Annotated in this window: 12 protein-coding genes, 2 tRNA genes and 3 pseudogenes; 5 read left to right on the top strand and 12 right to left on the bottom strand. The window is 62.1% G+C overall.

From position 1 onward, the window contains the following. Positions 1-396 precede the first annotated feature (396 nt). The 6 genes from JG739_RS16095 to JG739_RS16070 all read right to left on the bottom strand — a co-directional run bounded on the left by JG739_RS16095 (position 397) and on the right by JG739_RS16070 (position 7,750). Complete coding sequence (locus tag JG739_RS16095) at positions 397-3,180, bottom strand: valine--tRNA ligase (RefSeq protein WP_202362457.1); 2,784 nt, start codon at positions 3,178-3,180, stop codon at positions 397-399. Positions 3,181-3,567: 387 nt separating this feature from the next. Then, positions 3,568-4,476, bottom strand: a complete 909-nt coding sequence (locus JG739_RS16090) for a PopZ family protein (RefSeq protein WP_202362456.1) — start codon at positions 4,474-4,476, stop codon at positions 3,568-3,570. Between the two features lie 216 nt (positions 4,477-4,692). Continuing rightward, positions 4,693-6,099 carry a TolC family outer membrane protein gene (locus JG739_RS16085; protein ID WP_202362455.1) on the bottom strand — a complete coding sequence of 469 codons (1,407 nt, stop codon included), beginning with the start codon at positions 6,097-6,099 and terminating at the stop codon, positions 4,693-4,695. A 188-nt stretch (positions 6,100-6,287) separates the two neighbouring features. Beyond that, positions 6,288-6,956, bottom strand: a complete 669-nt coding sequence (locus tag JG739_RS16080; protein WP_202362454.1) for a protein-L-isoaspartate O-methyltransferase family protein — start codon at positions 6,954-6,956, stop codon at positions 6,288-6,290. 130 nt (positions 6,957-7,086) lie between these two features. Then, positions 7,087-7,160, bottom strand: a tRNA-Cys gene (locus JG739_RS16075). Between the two features lie 329 nt (positions 7,161-7,489). After that, positions 7,490-7,750 carry a hypothetical protein gene (locus JG739_RS16070; RefSeq protein WP_202362453.1) on the bottom strand — a complete coding sequence of 87 codons (261 nt, stop codon included), beginning with the start codon at positions 7,748-7,750 and terminating at the stop codon, positions 7,490-7,492. Between the two features lie 222 nt (positions 7,751-7,972). On the opposite strand from JG739_RS16070, the gene JG739_RS16065 reads away from it, so the two are divergent. Together JG739_RS16065 and JG739_RS16060 are read left to right on the top strand one after the other, a co-directional pair. Continuing rightward, positions 7,973-8,047 (top strand) — tRNA-Asn (locus tag JG739_RS16065). 201 nt (positions 8,048-8,248) lie between these two features. Continuing rightward, entirely contained in the window at positions 8,249-8,401 is a 153-nt protein-coding gene (locus tag JG739_RS16060; RefSeq protein ID WP_202362452.1) for a hypothetical protein, read from the top strand. A 166-nt stretch (positions 8,402-8,567) separates the two neighbouring features. Here JG739_RS16060 and JG739_RS16055 read toward each other — a convergent pair. From JG739_RS16055 to JG739_RS16040, 4 genes and pseudogenes are all read right to left on the bottom strand, one after another. After that, positions 8,568-8,875, bottom strand: a pseudogene (locus JG739_RS16055) (ethanolamine utilization protein). A 94-nt stretch (positions 8,876-8,969) separates the two neighbouring features. Beyond that, positions 8,970-9,137, bottom strand: coding sequence for a hypothetical protein (locus JG739_RS16050; RefSeq protein WP_202367720.1), 168 nt, complete (start codon positions 9,135-9,137; stop codon positions 8,970-8,972). A 52-nt stretch (positions 9,138-9,189) separates the two neighbouring features. Further along, positions 9,190-10,111, bottom strand: a pseudogene (locus JG739_RS16045) (pirin family protein). Between the two features lie 175 nt (positions 10,112-10,286). Then, positions 10,287-11,179: pseudogene (locus JG739_RS16040) on the bottom strand (LysR family transcriptional regulator). Between the two features lie 156 nt (positions 11,180-11,335). On the opposite strand from JG739_RS16040, the gene JG739_RS16035 reads away from it, so the two are divergent. Next, entirely contained in the window at positions 11,336-11,986 is a 651-nt protein-coding gene (locus JG739_RS16035; RefSeq protein WP_202362451.1) for a hydrolase, read from the top strand. Between the two features lie 89 nt (positions 11,987-12,075). On the opposite strand, the gene JG739_RS16030 is transcribed toward JG739_RS16035, so the two are convergent. Further along, positions 12,076-12,306 carry a type IV toxin-antitoxin system AbiEi family antitoxin domain-containing protein gene (locus JG739_RS16030; RefSeq protein ID WP_202362450.1) on the bottom strand — a complete coding sequence of 77 codons (231 nt, stop codon included), beginning with the start codon at positions 12,304-12,306 and terminating at the stop codon, positions 12,076-12,078. Positions 12,307-12,452: 146 nt separating this feature from the next. Beyond that, entirely contained in the window at positions 12,453-13,328 is an 876-nt protein-coding gene (locus JG739_RS16025; RefSeq protein ID WP_202362449.1) for a LysR family transcriptional regulator, read from the bottom strand. Between the two features lie 84 nt (positions 13,329-13,412). Between JG739_RS16025 and JG739_RS16020 the strand changes: the two genes are divergently transcribed. Both JG739_RS16020 and JG739_RS16015 read left to right on the top strand, forming a co-directional pair. Continuing rightward, positions 13,413-14,486 carry an alkene reductase gene (locus JG739_RS16020; protein ID WP_202362448.1) on the top strand — a complete coding sequence of 358 codons (1,074 nt, stop codon included), beginning with the start codon at positions 13,413-13,415 and terminating at the stop codon, positions 14,484-14,486. Positions 14,487-14,605: 119 nt separating this feature from the next. Next, entirely contained in the window at positions 14,606-15,586 is a 981-nt protein-coding gene (locus JG739_RS16015; protein WP_202362447.1) for an NADP-dependent oxidoreductase, read from the top strand. Positions 15,587-15,605 lie beyond the last annotated feature (19 nt).

The raw sequence follows: 15,605 nt of genomic DNA, 5'->3' as shown, positions 1-15,605 counted from the left end.
ATTCAGGTTAACGGCGCAACAACGAATTCTCGATGCGTACATGTACGCCTCCGCCGACCGCATTTCAGCCAAAGTGACAGCTTCATCGCAGAGCCGGAAAATGGCCCATTTGGCTGCAAATCGAGCAAAAAACTCGGAAAACACGGCTGAAACGACGCCAAAACGAGCCGTTTTGCGAAGACGAGGCTCCATTGTTACATTATGGCAACAATGGGGCCGAAAACATTCCGTTTACGTCAAGATTTACGCAGCGGAATGCCTATTTTTCATGCAGGAAGCCGCCCGAAAAAGCGCGTTCGCATAACTCGCGACTCCTGAGAATCAGGCGCCCAAGGAGCGGAAGCCGGCCTGGCAAATCCGCTCCTCAGTCGATTCGATTCTCAAATACCAGAGCTGTCAACCGGCTTCGCGCACGCGTGTCAGAGCCACCGAAAGCTTCTCTTGCGCCTCGCGATACTCGGCGAGTTTTTCGCGTTCGGCCTCGACGACATCTTCCGGCGCGTTGGCGACGAATTTGTCGTTGGACAGCTTCTTGTGCAGGCGGGCGATCTCTTCGGTCACCTTGACCAGCTCCTTTTGCAGCCGCGCCGCCTCCGCGGCAAGGTCGATCAGGCTGCCGAGCGGCAGGCAGATGGTGGCCTCGTTGAGCACGATCTGGGCGGAGCCCTTGGGCGCCGTATCGACAAGCGAGATGTCGCCGACCCGCGCCAGTCGCTTGATGGCCGATGCCTGGCGCTCAAGCCTTTCGCGGGTTGCGGTATTGGCGCCGATCACCATCAGCGGCGCGATCGCCGCCGGCGGCACGTTCATTTCCGAACGCACCGAACGGATGCCTGAGACCAGGTCGATCAGCCAATTGATGTCGGCGGCCGCTGCCTCGTCCTCGAAGTCGGGCGACGGCCACGCGGCATGGCAAAGCAGCGACGGCCGTTCCTTGCCCTCACCTGATGTCTCAGCCCACAGCTCTTCGGTCATGAACGGCATCATCGGATGCAGCAGCTTGTAGATCTCGTCGAGCACGAAGGCGACGCAAGCCCGGCTCTCGGCCTTGGCAGCCTCGTCCGCGCCCATGAAGACCGGCTTCAACAGTTCCAGGTACCAGTCGCAGAACAGGTTCCAGACGAAGCGGTAGGCAGCAGTCGCAGCCTCGTTGAACCGGTATGAAGTGATGCCATCGGTGATTTCGCGCGCCGCGCGTGTCAGTTCCGTCAGGATCCAGCGGTTGACCGCCAGCTTGGCGTCGTTCAGCCAGAAATCGTCGTTTCTCGCGACGTCGTTCATCTCGGCAAAACGCGTCGCGTTCCACAGCTTGGTGCCGAAGTTGCGGTAGCCGGCGATACGAGCCGGATCGAGCTTCACGTCACGCCCTTGCGCGGCCATCACCGTCAGCGTGAAGCGCAGCGCGTCGGCGCCATATTCATCGATGAGATCGAGCGGGTCGATGACGTTGCCCTTCGACTTCGACATCTTCTGCCCGTTCTTGTCGCGTACCAGCGCGTGGACATAGACGGTGTGGAACGGCTCCTCGCCCATGAAATGCAGACCCATCATCATCATGCGAGCGACCCAGAAAAAGATGATGTCGAAGCCGGTTACCAGCACGTCGGTCTGGTAGTAGGTCTTCAGCTCCGGCGTCTGGTCCGGCCAGCCGAGCGTCGAGAACGGCCACAGCGCCGACGAGAACCATGTGTCGAGCACGTCCTCGTCGCGGATCAGGATCTCGCCCGGCTTGAAATTCTCGAGTTTGTCCTCGACCCAGGCCTTCCACGGCCCTTCCAGCGCCAGATAATATTCGATTGCGGCGGCGAGCGCCTCCTCCTCGGTCTTCTCGACGAAGATGCGGCCGTCCGGCCCGTACCAGGCCGGGATCTGGTGTCCCCACCAAAGCTGGCGCGAAATGCACCAGGGCTGGATGTTCTCCATCCAGTCGAAATAGGTCTTCTCCCAGTTTTTCGGCACGAACCTGGTGCGGCCCTCGCGCACAGAGGCAATCGCCGGCTTGGCGAGCTCCGCCGCGTTCGCATACCATTGTTCGGTCAGGAACGGTTCGATCGGCACGCCGCCGCGATCGCCATGCGGCACGGCATGGCGATGCGGCTCGACCTTTTCGAGGAAGCCGCCCGCCTCCATCAGCTCGACGATCTTCTTGCGCGCGACGAAACGATCGAGGCCGTTGAGCTCATCCCAGACGGCCTGACGCTCGGGCGTTATCTCCAGCCCGGCGAGAAACTCGTCATTGTCGGTGAGGGCGACCGCCGCCTCGACGGTGAGGATATTGATGGCCGGCAGCTTGTGGCGCCTGCCGACCTCGAAGTCGTTGAAGTCGTGCGCTGGCGTGATCTTGACCGCGCCGCTGCCTTTCTCCGGATCGGAATACTGGTCCGCCACCACCGGGATTTTGCGGCCGACGATCGGCAGGACGAGGTTCTTGCCGACCAGATGCCGAAAACGCTCGTCGTCGGGATGCACTGCCACCGCCGTATCGCCCAGCATCGTCTCGGGCCGCGTCGTCGCCACGGTGACGAAGGTTTTTGGATTTTCCGGATCGAAGACCTCGCCCTCGACGGGATAGCGGAAATGCCAGAGATTGCCGTTGACCTCCTGCTGTTCGACCTCGAGGTCGGAAATCGCAGTCAACAGCTTCGGGTCCCAGTTCACAAGCCGCTTGTCCTTGTAGATCAGGCCCTCCTTATAGAGGGTGACAAACACTTCAAGCACCGCCCTGGACAGACCCTCGTCCATGGTGAAACGCTCTCGGCTCCAGTCGGCCGAGGCCCCCAGCCGCTTCAGCTGGTTGAAGATCGCTCCGCCGGATTCGGCCTTCCACTCCCAGACCTTCTCGATGAATTCTTCGCGCGTCAGGTCGCGGCGGTGGATCTGCTTCTCCATAAGCTGGCGCTCGACCACCATCTGGGTGGCGATGCCGGCGTGGTCCATGCCGGGCTGCCACAGCACGTTCTTGCCGCGCATGCGCTCGAAGCGCACCAGAATGTCCTGCAGCGTGTTGTTGAGCGCATGGCCCATATGCAGCGAGCCGGTGACGTTCGGCGGCGGGATGACGATGGTGAAGGCTTCTGCGCCCTCCTCGGCGCCTGCGCCGGCACGAAACGCGTCGGCTTCCTCCCAGACTTTGGCGATCTTCGGCTCGACGATTTTAGCGTCGTAGGTTTTTTCGAGCATGGGAAGGGCGTCCGGGCTGTCGGGTTTTTTGCTGGTCCGGTGTAAATCGGAAGGTTTTAGCCAAGTCAACCGCAAGCGAGCTGCAGACGGCCATGCCAGCAAATAGCGCCTGGGCAGCAAATAGCGCCTGGGCAGATCGGGGCAACTTGCAGAAGTGGGCGTCGCAGGGCTATCGCTTAGCGGTTCGCGCTGCCCCTCATTGCCCTGCCGGGCGTTTCTCCCCGTACGTTGACGGGGAGAAAAACGCCCTCGGCAAAAGATTTCGCCAATCTCAAGCGTTGCAAGAGAGGGTGCTGAGGTTGCGGCCAGCGCATCTTCTCCCCGTTCACGGGGAGAAGATGCCGGCAGGCAGATGAGGGGCGGCGCCGCCCTCGGCAATTGGCCTCGTTACTGCGCGCCGCGCGCCACGCGTTCGATTTCTTCGCGCACCAGCCGCTCGACCAGCGTCGGCAGATTGTTGTCCAGCCAGTCCTGTAGCATCGGCCTCAGCATCTCCTCGGCCATCTCGTCGAAGGTTTTCTTGCTGCGGCTGGCGAACGCATCGGAAAGCTCGCCGAAGGCGGCGGCAACTTGCCGGCCCGTATGTTCGGAAAGGATCGCCGGACGAGCGGACGGTGCCTCGCTCGTCGCCGGGCGCGCCAACCCGCTTCGCGGCGGGGCCGGCTCGGAAGCAGGTTCGGCCGCGTCCTCGAAAACCTCGGCCTTCGGTTCGGCGTCCGGCGTCTGCCGCAGATCAGCCCTGTCTGGGATCCTGTCCGGCTTGGCCACGGTCTTTGCTTCGCCGACTGCGGCGATATCACGCCGCCACCCGGCAACGATACTGTCGGTCGTCTCCGCAACCCTTGCCGTCGCAGGCGCATTCGGCTCTGGCGTGGCGGCCGGGGCCGCTTCGGCCGCGACCCTGTCACCAGCAAGCGTCACGGCCGATTTGACCGGAGCCGGATCGGAACGCAGCGGCGGCTCCACGTGCGCGATGACAGGCTCGACGGCCGACGGTTGCGCCTGCACCTCGGTCAGCGTGGCCGGCCTCCTGGCGTCGAATCCCGGACGCAACTCGGCGCGAAACGCGCTCACCTCAGGCGGCACGCTGCCTGCCTCAGGCGGCACCCCAACTGCCGCCGGTGCCGGCACAGCTACCGCCGGTGCCGGCACGGCTGCCGACGTCAAATCCTGCAGCAGGTCGTCCGCCTCGTCCGGCTGCCTGCGGCCGGAATCGTTGTCCTCGATTATCCTCCTGATGGAAGCCAGTATCTCCTCCATGGAAGGTTCGCGCTGTACGCTGCTTGCCGTCGCCATCGTCACATCCGCCGCCCTTGTGACTCGTTGCAGATTTCCTGTCCGGCCAAAGCCGGATTCGAATCATGGCAACAGCCTAACCCACGGATCGCCTTACGAGAATCCCCAATCTGGGGGCGTGTTGGATTTCAACAGATTAGAGCCCGCGCGTCCTTTTTTGGACGCACGGGCTCTAAATAGCTTGAAACTGGGCGAAAGTTGAAACTGGTGAGGTGATCAGCGGCCGTCTGGCGTGCGCAGGCCGAACCATTTGTCCTTGACCGCATTGTAATGCTCTTCAGGCTTGTATTTCACTACCTGAAGGGCGAGACGCTCGACCGAAAGACGACCGATAGCCGACAGGATGGCATAGCTCGCCACCACCAAATCGCGTTCGGCGCTGGCCTGGTTGATCTTGGCGGTGATGAGCGTGGCCTGCGCATTGAGGACGTCGAGCGTGGTGCGCTGGCCGACATTGCGCTCCTCGATGACGCCGCTCAGGGCAAGCTGCGCGGCGGCGATCACCTGCCTGTTGGCCACCACGGTTTGCTGGGCGGCGGTATATTGCGTCCACGCCGAGGTCACGGCCTGCCGCACGGTGTCGCGGCTGACATCGACCTCGATCCGGGCCTGGCTGAGCGATTCCTTGTTCTGGCGCACTATCGCCGACGTCCGCCCGCCCGAATAGATCGGTATGGTCAGCGTGGCACCGATGTTGGCCGTATTGGTTGTACCATCCTGACCGCTGAGGGGATCGGATCTGCGGTAGGCGCTGGAAACGCCGGCGGAAGCCGAAAGCTGCGGCAGCAGCGCGCCTTCGGCCGATTTCACCGTAAACGCCGCCGCGTCGACCAGATGCTGGGTGGCGAGGATGGCCGGGTGCTCAACCGATGCGATCGCGATCGCCGTATCGAGATTCGTCGGCAGCAGCTTCGCCAGCGGCGAAGCGGCCCTGAGCCTGCCGGGATCGTCGCCGACGATCTGGCGATAGGTCGCAGCGCTCGCCAGCGCCTGCGCGCGGGCGGCGGCCAGTTCCGCCACGGCCGAAGAGCGTTCGGCATCGGCCTGAGCCACGTCGGTGCGGGTGCCTTCGCCGACGTCGAAGCGCGAGCGCGCGGCGCGCGCCTGCTCGGTCAGGAACTGCAGGTTCTGCTCCGTCAGCACCGCCACCTGGCGGTCGCGAATCACGTCCATATAGGCGCTTGCCGCATTGAACAGAATATTCTCTTCGGTGTTGCGCAGGCTCTCGAACGAGGCGCGGACCTGCGCTTCGGCGGCGGCGACGTTGTTCCTGGTCTGAAAGCCGTCGAACAGGGTCTGGTCGATCTGGACGCCAAAGTTGCCGGTGGTTATCGAGATTTTTCCGTTCTGCCCGGGCACGTTGGGCTCATTTCTACGGGCATCGAAATGGCCCCTGGAGTAGTCGATGTTCGCTGAACCGGTGATGGTCGGGCGCCAGCCGGACTTAGCGATGGCAACGCCCTCATCGGTGACGCGGACGCCGGCGCGGGTCGAATTAAGCTGGGAATTGTTCTGATAGGCCTTTGAAAGTGCACCGAGAATGGTTTCCGCCGAGGCGCCTAGCGGAGAAAGCGCGGTCGCCGAAAGGAAGGCGGCAAAAAGTGACTTGCGTAAAGACGGCACGTTATTCCCTCATTCGTTTTGCATGGGAACCACACCGCGCCGGCTTCTGCCTTTCGAGCAGCCGGCGCGGTGTGTTTCAGGTTCCCTGCTGTCAGCCCCCAAAAAAGAACACCCCGGTTGTGCGGATCAGCAACAATTGTTCAAGCGCAAGCGAACACGACAACGGCTTTGCTGCAAGCCAAAATCATTCAGAACTCGAACGCGCGGATACGTTCGAATCCCGGTAGTGGCTTAATTGCCGCATTAAAGGCGCCTCTTCCGGTTACGACCCCGCCTTTTTTCAGGAACAATCGGGCCACACCCGAATTCCCCTGCCCTTCGACGGCGACGAGCCGACCGCCTTCCGCAAGCTGGTCCAGCAGCGGTTCCGGCACTTTCTCGACGCTGCCGCCGATGAAAATGACGTCGTAGGGCGCTCCCGCGGCATGCCCTTCCGGCAGCGGTCCGTTGACCACGCTGACATTGTCGCAGCCCAGCGCCGAAAGGGTCGATTTGGCGGACTCGGCCAATGCCGGATCGCTTTCCAGCGCAACGACGGATTTTGCCAGCCGCGACAGGATCGCTGCCGCATAGCCGGTGCCGCAGCCGACATCGAGCGCCGAATCGCCAGGGCCGATCTCGGCCAGTTGCATCAGCTTGGCCAGCGGCGAAGGCTCCATTAGATAGCGTGGGCCGTCCGCTGCATTGGCAATGCGGATGTCTTCGTCGATATAGGCCAGATCGCGCTGATCGGGGGCGACAAAGGCTTCGCGCGGCACGACAAGCATCGCCTCGAGCAGCGGCGCGCTGGTAACGTCGGTGGTGCGGATCTGGCCGTCGACCATTTTTACCCGACGTTCGGCAAAATCAGCGCTCATCTTCCAACCAATCCGCCCAAAATCAATCTGCCCAAGATCAATCCGCTCAGGATCAATCCGCTTGCCGCGCTAAGACCGCGGCGCATCTCGACCGGACCCCCTGGCGCTGGTGCGCGGGAGCTTGGGCATTTGGAGGCCTCGCCCGGAATCGAACCGGGGTGCAAGGATTTGCAGTCCTCTGCGTAACCACTCCGCCACGAGGCCTCATTGCTCCCGGCGTTCCACCCGGTTCCAATAGGTTGCGGCGAAAATGCCGTCAAGCGGCCATGGTGCATTCCGGACGGTTTCCCCTCGGCATGATGCCACGCATCGAATCCTCGATGCGCATCCTGCAATTAAAATATTAACTGATTGGTAAGCACGCAGTATGGCAAAGGGATGCCGGGCCCTGGACTTTACGTTGGATAAGCAGGAGGTCCGTCATCTGAAGGAGAACTGCGAGGGCCGGGAAACGAGTTCCGGGCAATGGCCAGGTTGAGTCGAGCCGGAAAGACGCCCCCCTTCACAGAAGCTTGCCCCTGCGGTGCAAACCATCAGTTCGGCCGCCGCCGCCGTTCCCACCACACGACGAGCCGGCGCCGGTGACGGCGCACCACGGCGAACTCGTAGGAGAGCACCAGCAAACCGATCGGCACCATCCAGAAGCCCAGGATCGGCAGGAAGCCGAGAATGCCGCCGAGGATCAGCACGACGCCGATCGCAATCCTGAGGCCGCGCGAGCGCGGCATGGTGAACTCACGGCCGAAGACCGATATTTTCCGTGCCGGTGGATGGTTATGGCTTGCTGCGCTCATGTCTGGTCAGTGGTCCGTTCGGGCAAAGTAAAAGCACCAGTCTGACGAAAGCCGCAACCGCCTTTTCGGTTCCGCGCACCCCGCCAGACGGCTCATATGAGGACGCGCGCACATGATTGCCAGAAATCGCGACGCGAAAAAGCGCCGAAAAATACGAAATGCTTCTTTGCAAAGCCGAAACGGGTTTGCTATAGGCTGCGCCACTCACATGAGAGCCTCTGTTCCCCGGTAGCTCAGTGGTAGAGCAACCGGCTGTTAACCGGTTGGTCGCTGGTTCGAATCCGGCCCGGGGAGCCACCGCCTTTTTTTACGCTAAGGCGCGATGCAGCGCGCCAGCGTCCAATTTCTCCTACGCTTCGATCTAGATAGCCCTGCTTCCAGAGTGTTAGAGCATCGAGGACCGATGAAATCAGGCGTAGCATAGCAGCCTCGCCCGCCCACGCCTATTTACTCGCAGGCCGCAATCGCAGGATCGGCGGCTACCGCGCGGAAATACTGATGATCGGCGGCTTCGCGCCCGAGTCCGCCATTCAGTTTGCCGTGGCGGCGTCCGAACGTTGCCGCCTGTTATCACTGCCGTCGCTGCCTCAACGACAGCAGCTTCCAGACGGGCGCGAGGTGTTCGTGGACGGCGGATTTGCACAGCTTTGAGCCTGGGCGCGAAGCGTCGCTGGGACAAAGCAGAGAGGCCTCGTGCCGGATTTGCCAGCCAAGATCTCAACGCCTACTCAGTTGAGCATGATCCGCGAGGACGTCGCGCCTGCGGCGTTGCCCGAAGGACTTACCCCCGTGCCTCCTGCCAGTGGGGATAGGTGATTTAGGCGGTGACCGCGCCTTGCTCGTGCGAACGGATCGTGACCTTTTGGCCTTTGGGCATATGGACGATCTCGCCCGGCCCTGCGGTGACGCTGCCTGCCTGTCCGGACACCGACAGCCGCCCCTCAAGGAGACCATGACATCATCGACGGCCATTGTCTCCTCGAGTGTCTGGTTCGGCCCATAACGCCCGTAGCCGATGGTGATCGGAGAGGCATGGCGCTGATCGACCAGATTGCCAACGAAGACATCTCCGTCCTGTCCGGGGGAACGCTCCAGGGCTGCGTCGGTGAACTTGCGAACATTCACGGGAATTGTTCCTTATGGATTTGAGTTGTTAGGTTGAACTCCTGCGTCTCAGGGCCGAGTCCGAACCGATCGTGATGATGCGTCCCCGCTTCCATCAGGCGTTGATGGCGGTCAACAAGGTGATCGATCTGAATGGGAAGCGCGCATTGGTTACTGGCGCTTCGCCGGCGACCTGCAGGTAGAGATGCAGAGCTGAACAAGTCTCACGCCAGCTAAGGTAATCAAGGTGGGCCACTTGTCGTTCATTTCGCTTTTTCTCCATCCAGCATCTGCTCTGTACGGGGGCGTCGGTCATTTAGTCTTGTCAGCTCCGGTCAGTCCGGAAGAGGAATGTGCTCATCCCGGTCATCCACCGGGAGATCGAAGCGCCCCTTGCCCCAGTTTTGCGCGCGCCATTCGGCTTTGGCCTCTTCGATGCGCTCCTGCGAAGACGCGACGAAAACGGGGGCCCGGAAAGGTCGCGCCGCCGAGGATCATCAGCCGCGCCCCTCTACTGCCGGCGGCGACGGTGATCTTGTCGCCGGGCCGGAAGACCATCATGTGGGAGGCCTCGAATTCCTGGCCGGCGACCGAGATCGAGCCCTCGACGATGTAGATGCCCCGGTCCTCGTGATCGTCCGGCATCGGCAGTCGGCGCCGCGCTTCCAATGTCACGTCGGCGTAAAAGGTCTCGGAGAACATCCTCGCAGGCGCGTTCTCGCCGTAGGCGTTGCCGAGGATAAGCCGGACCGATACGCCGCTATCCTCGATCATCGGCAGCGCTCCTTTGCTGTGGCGCTCGAACATGGGCGCTATGTCCTCGTGGCTGTCGGGCAGCGCCAGCCAGGTCTGGATACCGAACAGGCTGTTCGGGCCACTGCGGGCTGTCGCGGAGGTGCGCTCGGAATGGGACACGCCACGCCCGGCGACCATCCAGTTCAATTCGCCCGGGCGGATGATCTGGTCGGCACCGGTGCTGTCCCGATGATGGAAGTCACCGCGAAACAGGTAGGTGACCGTGCCCAGACCTGTATGCGGATGCGGCCGGACATCAACGCCCTGTCCGGTCAGGAACTCGGCGGGCCCGGCTTGATCGAAGAAGATGAATGGGCCCACCATCTGCCGCTTCGGCGCCGGCAAGGCGCGACGGACTTCGAAGTCACCCAGGTCGCGGGATCGCGGAATGATGAGCGTCTCGAGCGCGTCGATGCCTACCTCATCGGGACAGCCGGGTTCGATTGCCGGGTTCCAACTCATGCACGCCTTCCTCTCCTGGGCTTCCGGAATGTCGAAACTGGCGCGTGACCGCCTACTGAACTAGCCCCGCGATACGTCAAGCTGTGTCGCAGCAAGTGGAACGTGCAGGCCATGTCGCCGAAGGAGTGCCACCGACGAACGCAGGTCCTTGACGAGGCTTCACACCGTTCGTGTTCTAGCCGTCGAGACCCCAAAGTTCCGGGTTCCGTTTGAAATACTCAATCAGCATCTCGGTGAGCACCCGCACTTTCCGGGTGGGATGCTGACCCGGCGGGCGGACGACATACGCGGCGGCCGGAGGTACCGGATAGCGTGTCATGATCGGGACCAGCGCGCCGGAGGCCACATATTCGTGTGTGATGCAATCGGCGAGCCAGGCGATGCCGAGACTTGCCGCCGCCGCGGCGGCAAGCGCCGTAGCGCTATCGGCCTTGAACCTGCCCTGCGGCTGAACCGTGACGATCTTGTCGCCATCCATGAACTGCCAGGCTTCTGTTCCCTGCATGAGGGCCTGATGGTTGACGAGCTGCTCTACCGTCTCAGGTGAACCGTGCGCTTTGATGTAATCCGGGCTTGCGACAAGCTTTCCATAGATCGGCCCGACGCGCTTCGCGATCAGGTTGGAGTCCTGAAGGTAACCAACCCGGATCGCGCAATCGAAACCTTCGGCGATCAGATCGACGAAGCGATCGCTGTAGGAGGTATGGATGTGGAGCTGCGGGTGCTGGCGCGCCATTTCCGCGAGCACCGGGCGAAGTGGGTTGGGCCGAACGTAAGCGGCATGGCAACTCTCAGGCGGCCGCGCAGCTCACCGGTGGGGAGCATCGTTTCCCTGGCCGTATCGATCTCGGCGCTGGCTCGAGCCGCATGGTCTCTGAACGTGTTTCCCGCTTCTGTGAGCGCGGCGCCGCGGGTCGTTCGTGCAAGAAGCTGAACGCCGAGTTCTGCTTCGATCCGGAAAAGCCGCCGACTGACGATTGACTTGGAGACGCCGAGCCGGCGCGCGGCGGCCGATACGCCCCCTGCATCGGCCACTGCGACGAATGTCTGTAGATCTTCGATGTCCAATTCGGCGTTCCTCGATTCGCGACACAGCTTGCCTGACTATGGCACTACCGCATCACCAAAAGGAACAGCAAATTCCGTCCAGGCAACGTCGCCCGCTGGCGCATGTGTCTCCCATGAACCCATTGCCGTCCGTAGCGGCAGAGAAAGGAAGTTTTGATGACCCCTCGTAACGGCCTTGATTCGCTTCTTCGTCCTGAAGACTCGGTCCTCGTTCTGATCGACCACCAGCCCTACCAGCTCGCGAACCTGAACAGCCACGATCCGCACATGGTGGTCAACAATTCGACGGCTCTGGCGAAGCTAGCAAAAGCCTTCAATGTTCCGACCATTCTCACCAGCGTGATCGCGGCGCGCGGTGGACTTCTCTTTAAGCAGATCACCGACGTATTTCCGGACCTGGAAGTCATCGATCGCACCTGGGTGAACACCTGGCAGGACGAGAATGTGGTGAACGTCGTCAAGGCGACCGCCCGCAAGCAGCTGATCATCGCCGGCCTGTGGACCGAGGTCTGCGTCGCAATGCCTGTGATCCAGGCCGTCGGCGAAGGCTGGGACGTGACCGTGATCACCGACGCGTCGGGCGGGATTTCGAAGGAGTCTCACGAAGTTGCCATCCAGCGCATGATCGCGGCCGGCGCGAACGTGATGACCGTGATGGCGCTCGCTGGCGAATGGCAACGCGATTGGGCGCACACCGAGCATGTCGAGGAGCTGACCGAGATTCTCATCCAGCACTTCGGCGGCAGCGGCATCGCGTATCTCTGGGAGCAGCAGCTTCTCAACACGCCGGTACCGAGCGAAGGCTGATCCGGGCCGGGATGGCGAGCATTTCGGTGGGGGTCGGGAACGATCCGTTTGCCGGCCCTCGCCATCCTCGCCCTTCCGGCTGCGACGGGTCAAGCGGCCTTCGGAAGGACGGCGCGATGGCGGCCGTAACCCACCTTCACGAGCAGTCCCTCGTCGCACATCCTGGATAGATAGCATCGGGGGATGCCGATGGCCGTGAGTTCAGCCGTGCGCACCTCGCCCCGCTCTCGCGCCAGAGCGACGGCCCGCTCCCTGAGCGTCGGTGTCGGGCCACCAGCGAGGCGTAGGGCTTCGGCGCGGTCTCGGTCACGTTTGCGCATTTTGGCGACTCTGGTGCATCCTGGCGTAGGGCTATGGAAAATTCGTATTTCTCAGCTTCATCGACTCCGAGGAGCCACCGCCTTTTTACGCTAAGGCGCGATGCAAGCGCGCCACCATGCGACTTTTCTCCGCGTAAGGATCTGGTTCAAGGCTCCATCAGCCTGGAGGACAGGAATTCGATGAACCGCTGGGTCTTGGCTGGAATGAGGTGAGTTTCGGTGACGGCGTGAATGCTGACCGGCGATCCCTGCCATTCCGGCAGGACACGCCGGAGCCTGCCCGAGGCCAAATCTTCGGCGACGATCTTCTCGGCAAGCAGGGCAATGCCCTGGTGGTTGACCGCCAGGGCGCGGATCATCCCAACGCTGTTGACCGTGAAGCGGCCGCCAACGTCGACATCGATCTTGTTCGTCCCCTGATGCAAGGTCCAGGTCGGCGTCCGCGGCATGCAGATGCAATCATGCTCCGCCAGCTCCGCCGGTGTCGCGGGCTCGCCTGACGCTTCGAGATAGCCAGGAGACGCGTACAGGCGGCGCGAATGCCGCCCGATCAGGCGCGCAATAAGGCTGGAATCTTCCAGTTTGCCGATGCGGATCGCTACATCGAACGGCTCGGCCACCAAATCGACGCGGCGTGGCGTCAGGTCGAATTCGAACGTGATGCCGGGATAGCTTTGCGCAAAACCGACGATGATCGGCGTCAGGTAAAGCGTGGCGAAGTCGACCGGGAGCGAAACCCGCAGCACCCCGCTCGGCTGCTCCAGCATCGCGCCGAGCTGCTCGTGCGCGAGCCGTGCCTCGTCGACGATTCGCTTGCTTCGTTCATAGTAAAGCTGGCCGGCCTCGGTGAGCTCGATCTTGCGCGTCGTGCGATGCAGAAGCCTCAGGCCGATCGCCTTCTCCAGCGCGCTGATACGCCGCGACAGAGTGGAGTTTGGCATGCCGAGAGCCTCCGCCGCCTTCCGAAAGCTCCTGGCTCTGGCCACCTCGACAAACAGTGCCATGTCGTTCAAATGGCTCACGCTATTGCTCCATACATGGAATATTGATTTCAGTTTTGCCGGATTTATCCTGACATTGGAATAGTGGAACAAGGGCTCCAGCAAATGGAGATCCCAATGAGCCCCTTGTTCACCCCTGTCCGCGTCGGCCGCTACACCCTGCCGAACCGCCTCGTCATGGCCCCGATGACCCGCAGCCGCGCTGCCTTCGACGGTACGCCGGGAGAGCTGGCTGCCGAATATTATGCCCAGCGCGCCGGCATCGGCCTGATCGTCACCGAAGGCACCCAGCCCGCGGATGACGGCCAAGGCTATCTCACCACCCCGGGCATCTACACGCCCGCCCATGTCGCCGGCTGGCGAAAGGTCATCTCCGCCGTGCACGATAAAGGTTGCCACATCTTCATCCAGCTGATGCATGCCGGACGTATGTCGCATCCCGACAATACGCCGCATCATCGCCGGGGTGTCGCGCCGTCCGCGATCGCGCCGGGGACGGGCATGTTCACCATGACGGGAATGCAGGACATTCCCACGCCGCGCGCGCTGACGACCGAAGAAGTGCGCCAGACCGTCGCCGATTTCCGCCATGCAGCCCGCTCAGCGATCGAAGCCGGCGCCGACGGCGTCGAGATTCACGGCGCGAACGCCTACCTCGTCCAACAGTTCTTCGCGCCAAGTGCCAACACGCGCACCGACGAATATGGCGGCTCCATCGAGAACCGCGCCCGCTTTGCGATCGAGGTCGCCACGGCAATCGCCGAGGAGATCGGCGCGGACCGCACCGCGATCCGGCTGTCGCCCGGCACGACGATATGGGGGATCGACGAAGGCGCCGAAGGGCCGGACCTCTACCGCTATCTGATCGCCCAACTCGACAAGCTCGGACTCGGTTACGTGCACATCATGCATCAGGGCAACGAGCCGTTGCTGGCCGACATTCGCGAGCTCTGGCGCCAATCGCTGATCCTTAATCGGCCAAGTCGTCCGCGTGACCAGATCGGCGCCGACGTGGCTTCGGGGCTGGCCGATCAGGAGTCCTATGGCCAGATGGTCCTGGCCAATCCGGACTTTGTGGAACGGTTGAAGACCAATGCGGCGCTGAATGCGGCAGTCCAAGCCACCTTCTATGGCGGCACCGGCCTAGGCTACACCGACTATCCCGCGTTGAGCGCGTAAAGCGCAAGCAAGTAAATCCCCAGGCGCCATAAGTCCAATAAACATCTATCACCTGAGTCTGACTTTCAGTTTCAAAACTATTCTTTGGGTATTATCGCCACGCAGGAAGAACAAATCTCATGAACCCACCCGATGACTTCAAAAGTGTCCCCAGCCGGTCTGAACCGCTTGGCTCCGGCCGGGCCCTACGTCTTCAAGCATATGGCGGCACAGAGAGCCTGAAAGTCGATTGGGTATCCGCCCGCGAGCCTGGTCCCGACCAAGTGCTCGTCCAGGTCAAGGCTGCCGGAGTAAACGGAATCGACTGGAAAATCCGTGAAGGTTACGTCCGCGACAAGTTCAAGTTATCTTTGCCCGCGACGTTTGGCATCGAAATGGCGGGGGTCGTGCTGCGGACCGGCTCCAACGTCGAAGGCGTGAGGGTCGGAGACCGGGTCATGGCCGCGCTGGGTGGCCTGGGCGCTTATGCTGACCATCTGCTGATAAATGCCGAAAAACTCGTCAAGACGCCTGCAGTCCTGTCGGACATTGACGCTGCGGCAGTACCGGTGGCGGCGATGACGGCATGGCAAGTCCTTCAGGTCGCCGATTTCGACCTTCGGGGGCGGCGGGTGTTGATCCACGGCGCGGCTGGTGGGGTGGGCAGCTTCGCTGTCCAGTTCGCCAAGACGGCTGGAGCGACCGTCTATGCTACAGCCTCAACCAAGAGCGTGGCCCATGTCCAAGCCTTGGGCGCTGACGAAGTGATCGATTACCAGAAACAGAACTTCGAGCTTCTTGCGAGCAACATTGACCTTGTCATCGATCTTGTCGGGGGCCAGGTCTTAGACAAATCTTGGGCCGTCCTATCGCCCGGCGGCGTCCTGGCCAGCATCGCTGCAACCGATGTGGTTGCGCGCGCCCCGGCAGGCCGTCGTGGCATCTGGTTGTCAGTCAAACCTGACACCGCGCGCCTGGCCACAATCGCTCAAGAGATCGCTGACGGCTCGCTGCGGTCGACGATTGCAGAAGTGGTCGGCTTCGACGATCTGGCACCCGCGATCGAGCGCAATCGCACCGGCCACGCTCCCGGAAAGATAGTCTTAGACCTCACCAGGTAACTGCAGCTCTTGGCAATCG

This window comes from Mesorhizobium sp. L-2-11, from assembly GCF_016756595.1.
Lineage (GTDB): Bacteria > Pseudomonadota > Alphaproteobacteria > Rhizobiales > Rhizobiaceae > Mesorhizobium.
Note: the sequence above shows the minus strand (reverse complement) of the source record. Positions and strands in the feature narration are given on the sequence as shown.

Bases quoted from the DNA above. Each gene is read 5' to 3' on its own strand.
- JG739_RS16060 (WP_202362452.1), top strand. From the start codon at position 8,249: ATGATCGGCGGCTTCGCGCCCGAGTCCGCCATTCAGTTTGCCGTGGCG.
- JG739_RS16050 (WP_202367720.1), bottom strand. From the start codon at position 9,137: ATGGAGAAAAAGCGAAATGAACGACAAGTGGCCCACCTTGATTACCTT.
- JG739_RS16030 (WP_202362450.1), bottom strand. From the start codon at position 12,306: ATGCGCAAACGTGACCGAGACCGCGCCGAAGCCCTACGCCTCGCTGGT.
- JG739_RS16095 (WP_202362457.1), bottom strand. From the start codon at position 3,180: ATGCTCGAAAAAACCTACGACGCTAAAATCGTCGAGCCGAAGATCGCC.
- JG739_RS16070 (WP_202362453.1), bottom strand. From the start codon at position 7,750: ATGAGCGCAGCAAGCCATAACCATCCACCGGCACGGAAAATATCGGTC.
- JG739_RS16015 (WP_202362447.1), top strand. From the start codon at position 14,606: ATGAACCCACCCGATGACTTCAAAAGTGTCCCCAGCCGGTCTGAACCG.
- JG739_RS16090 (WP_202362456.1), bottom strand. From the start codon at position 4,476: ATGGCGACGGCAAGCAGCGTACAGCGCGAACCTTCCATGGAGGAGATA.
- JG739_RS16080 (WP_202362454.1), bottom strand. From the start codon at position 6,956: ATGAGCGCTGATTTTGCCGAACGTCGGGTAAAAATGGTCGACGGCCAG.
- JG739_RS16035 (WP_202362451.1), top strand. From the start codon at position 11,336: ATGACCCCTCGTAACGGCCTTGATTCGCTTCTTCGTCCTGAAGACTCG.
- JG739_RS16020 (WP_202362448.1), top strand. From the start codon at position 13,413: ATGGAGATCCCAATGAGCCCCTTGTTCACCCCTGTCCGCGTCGGCCGC.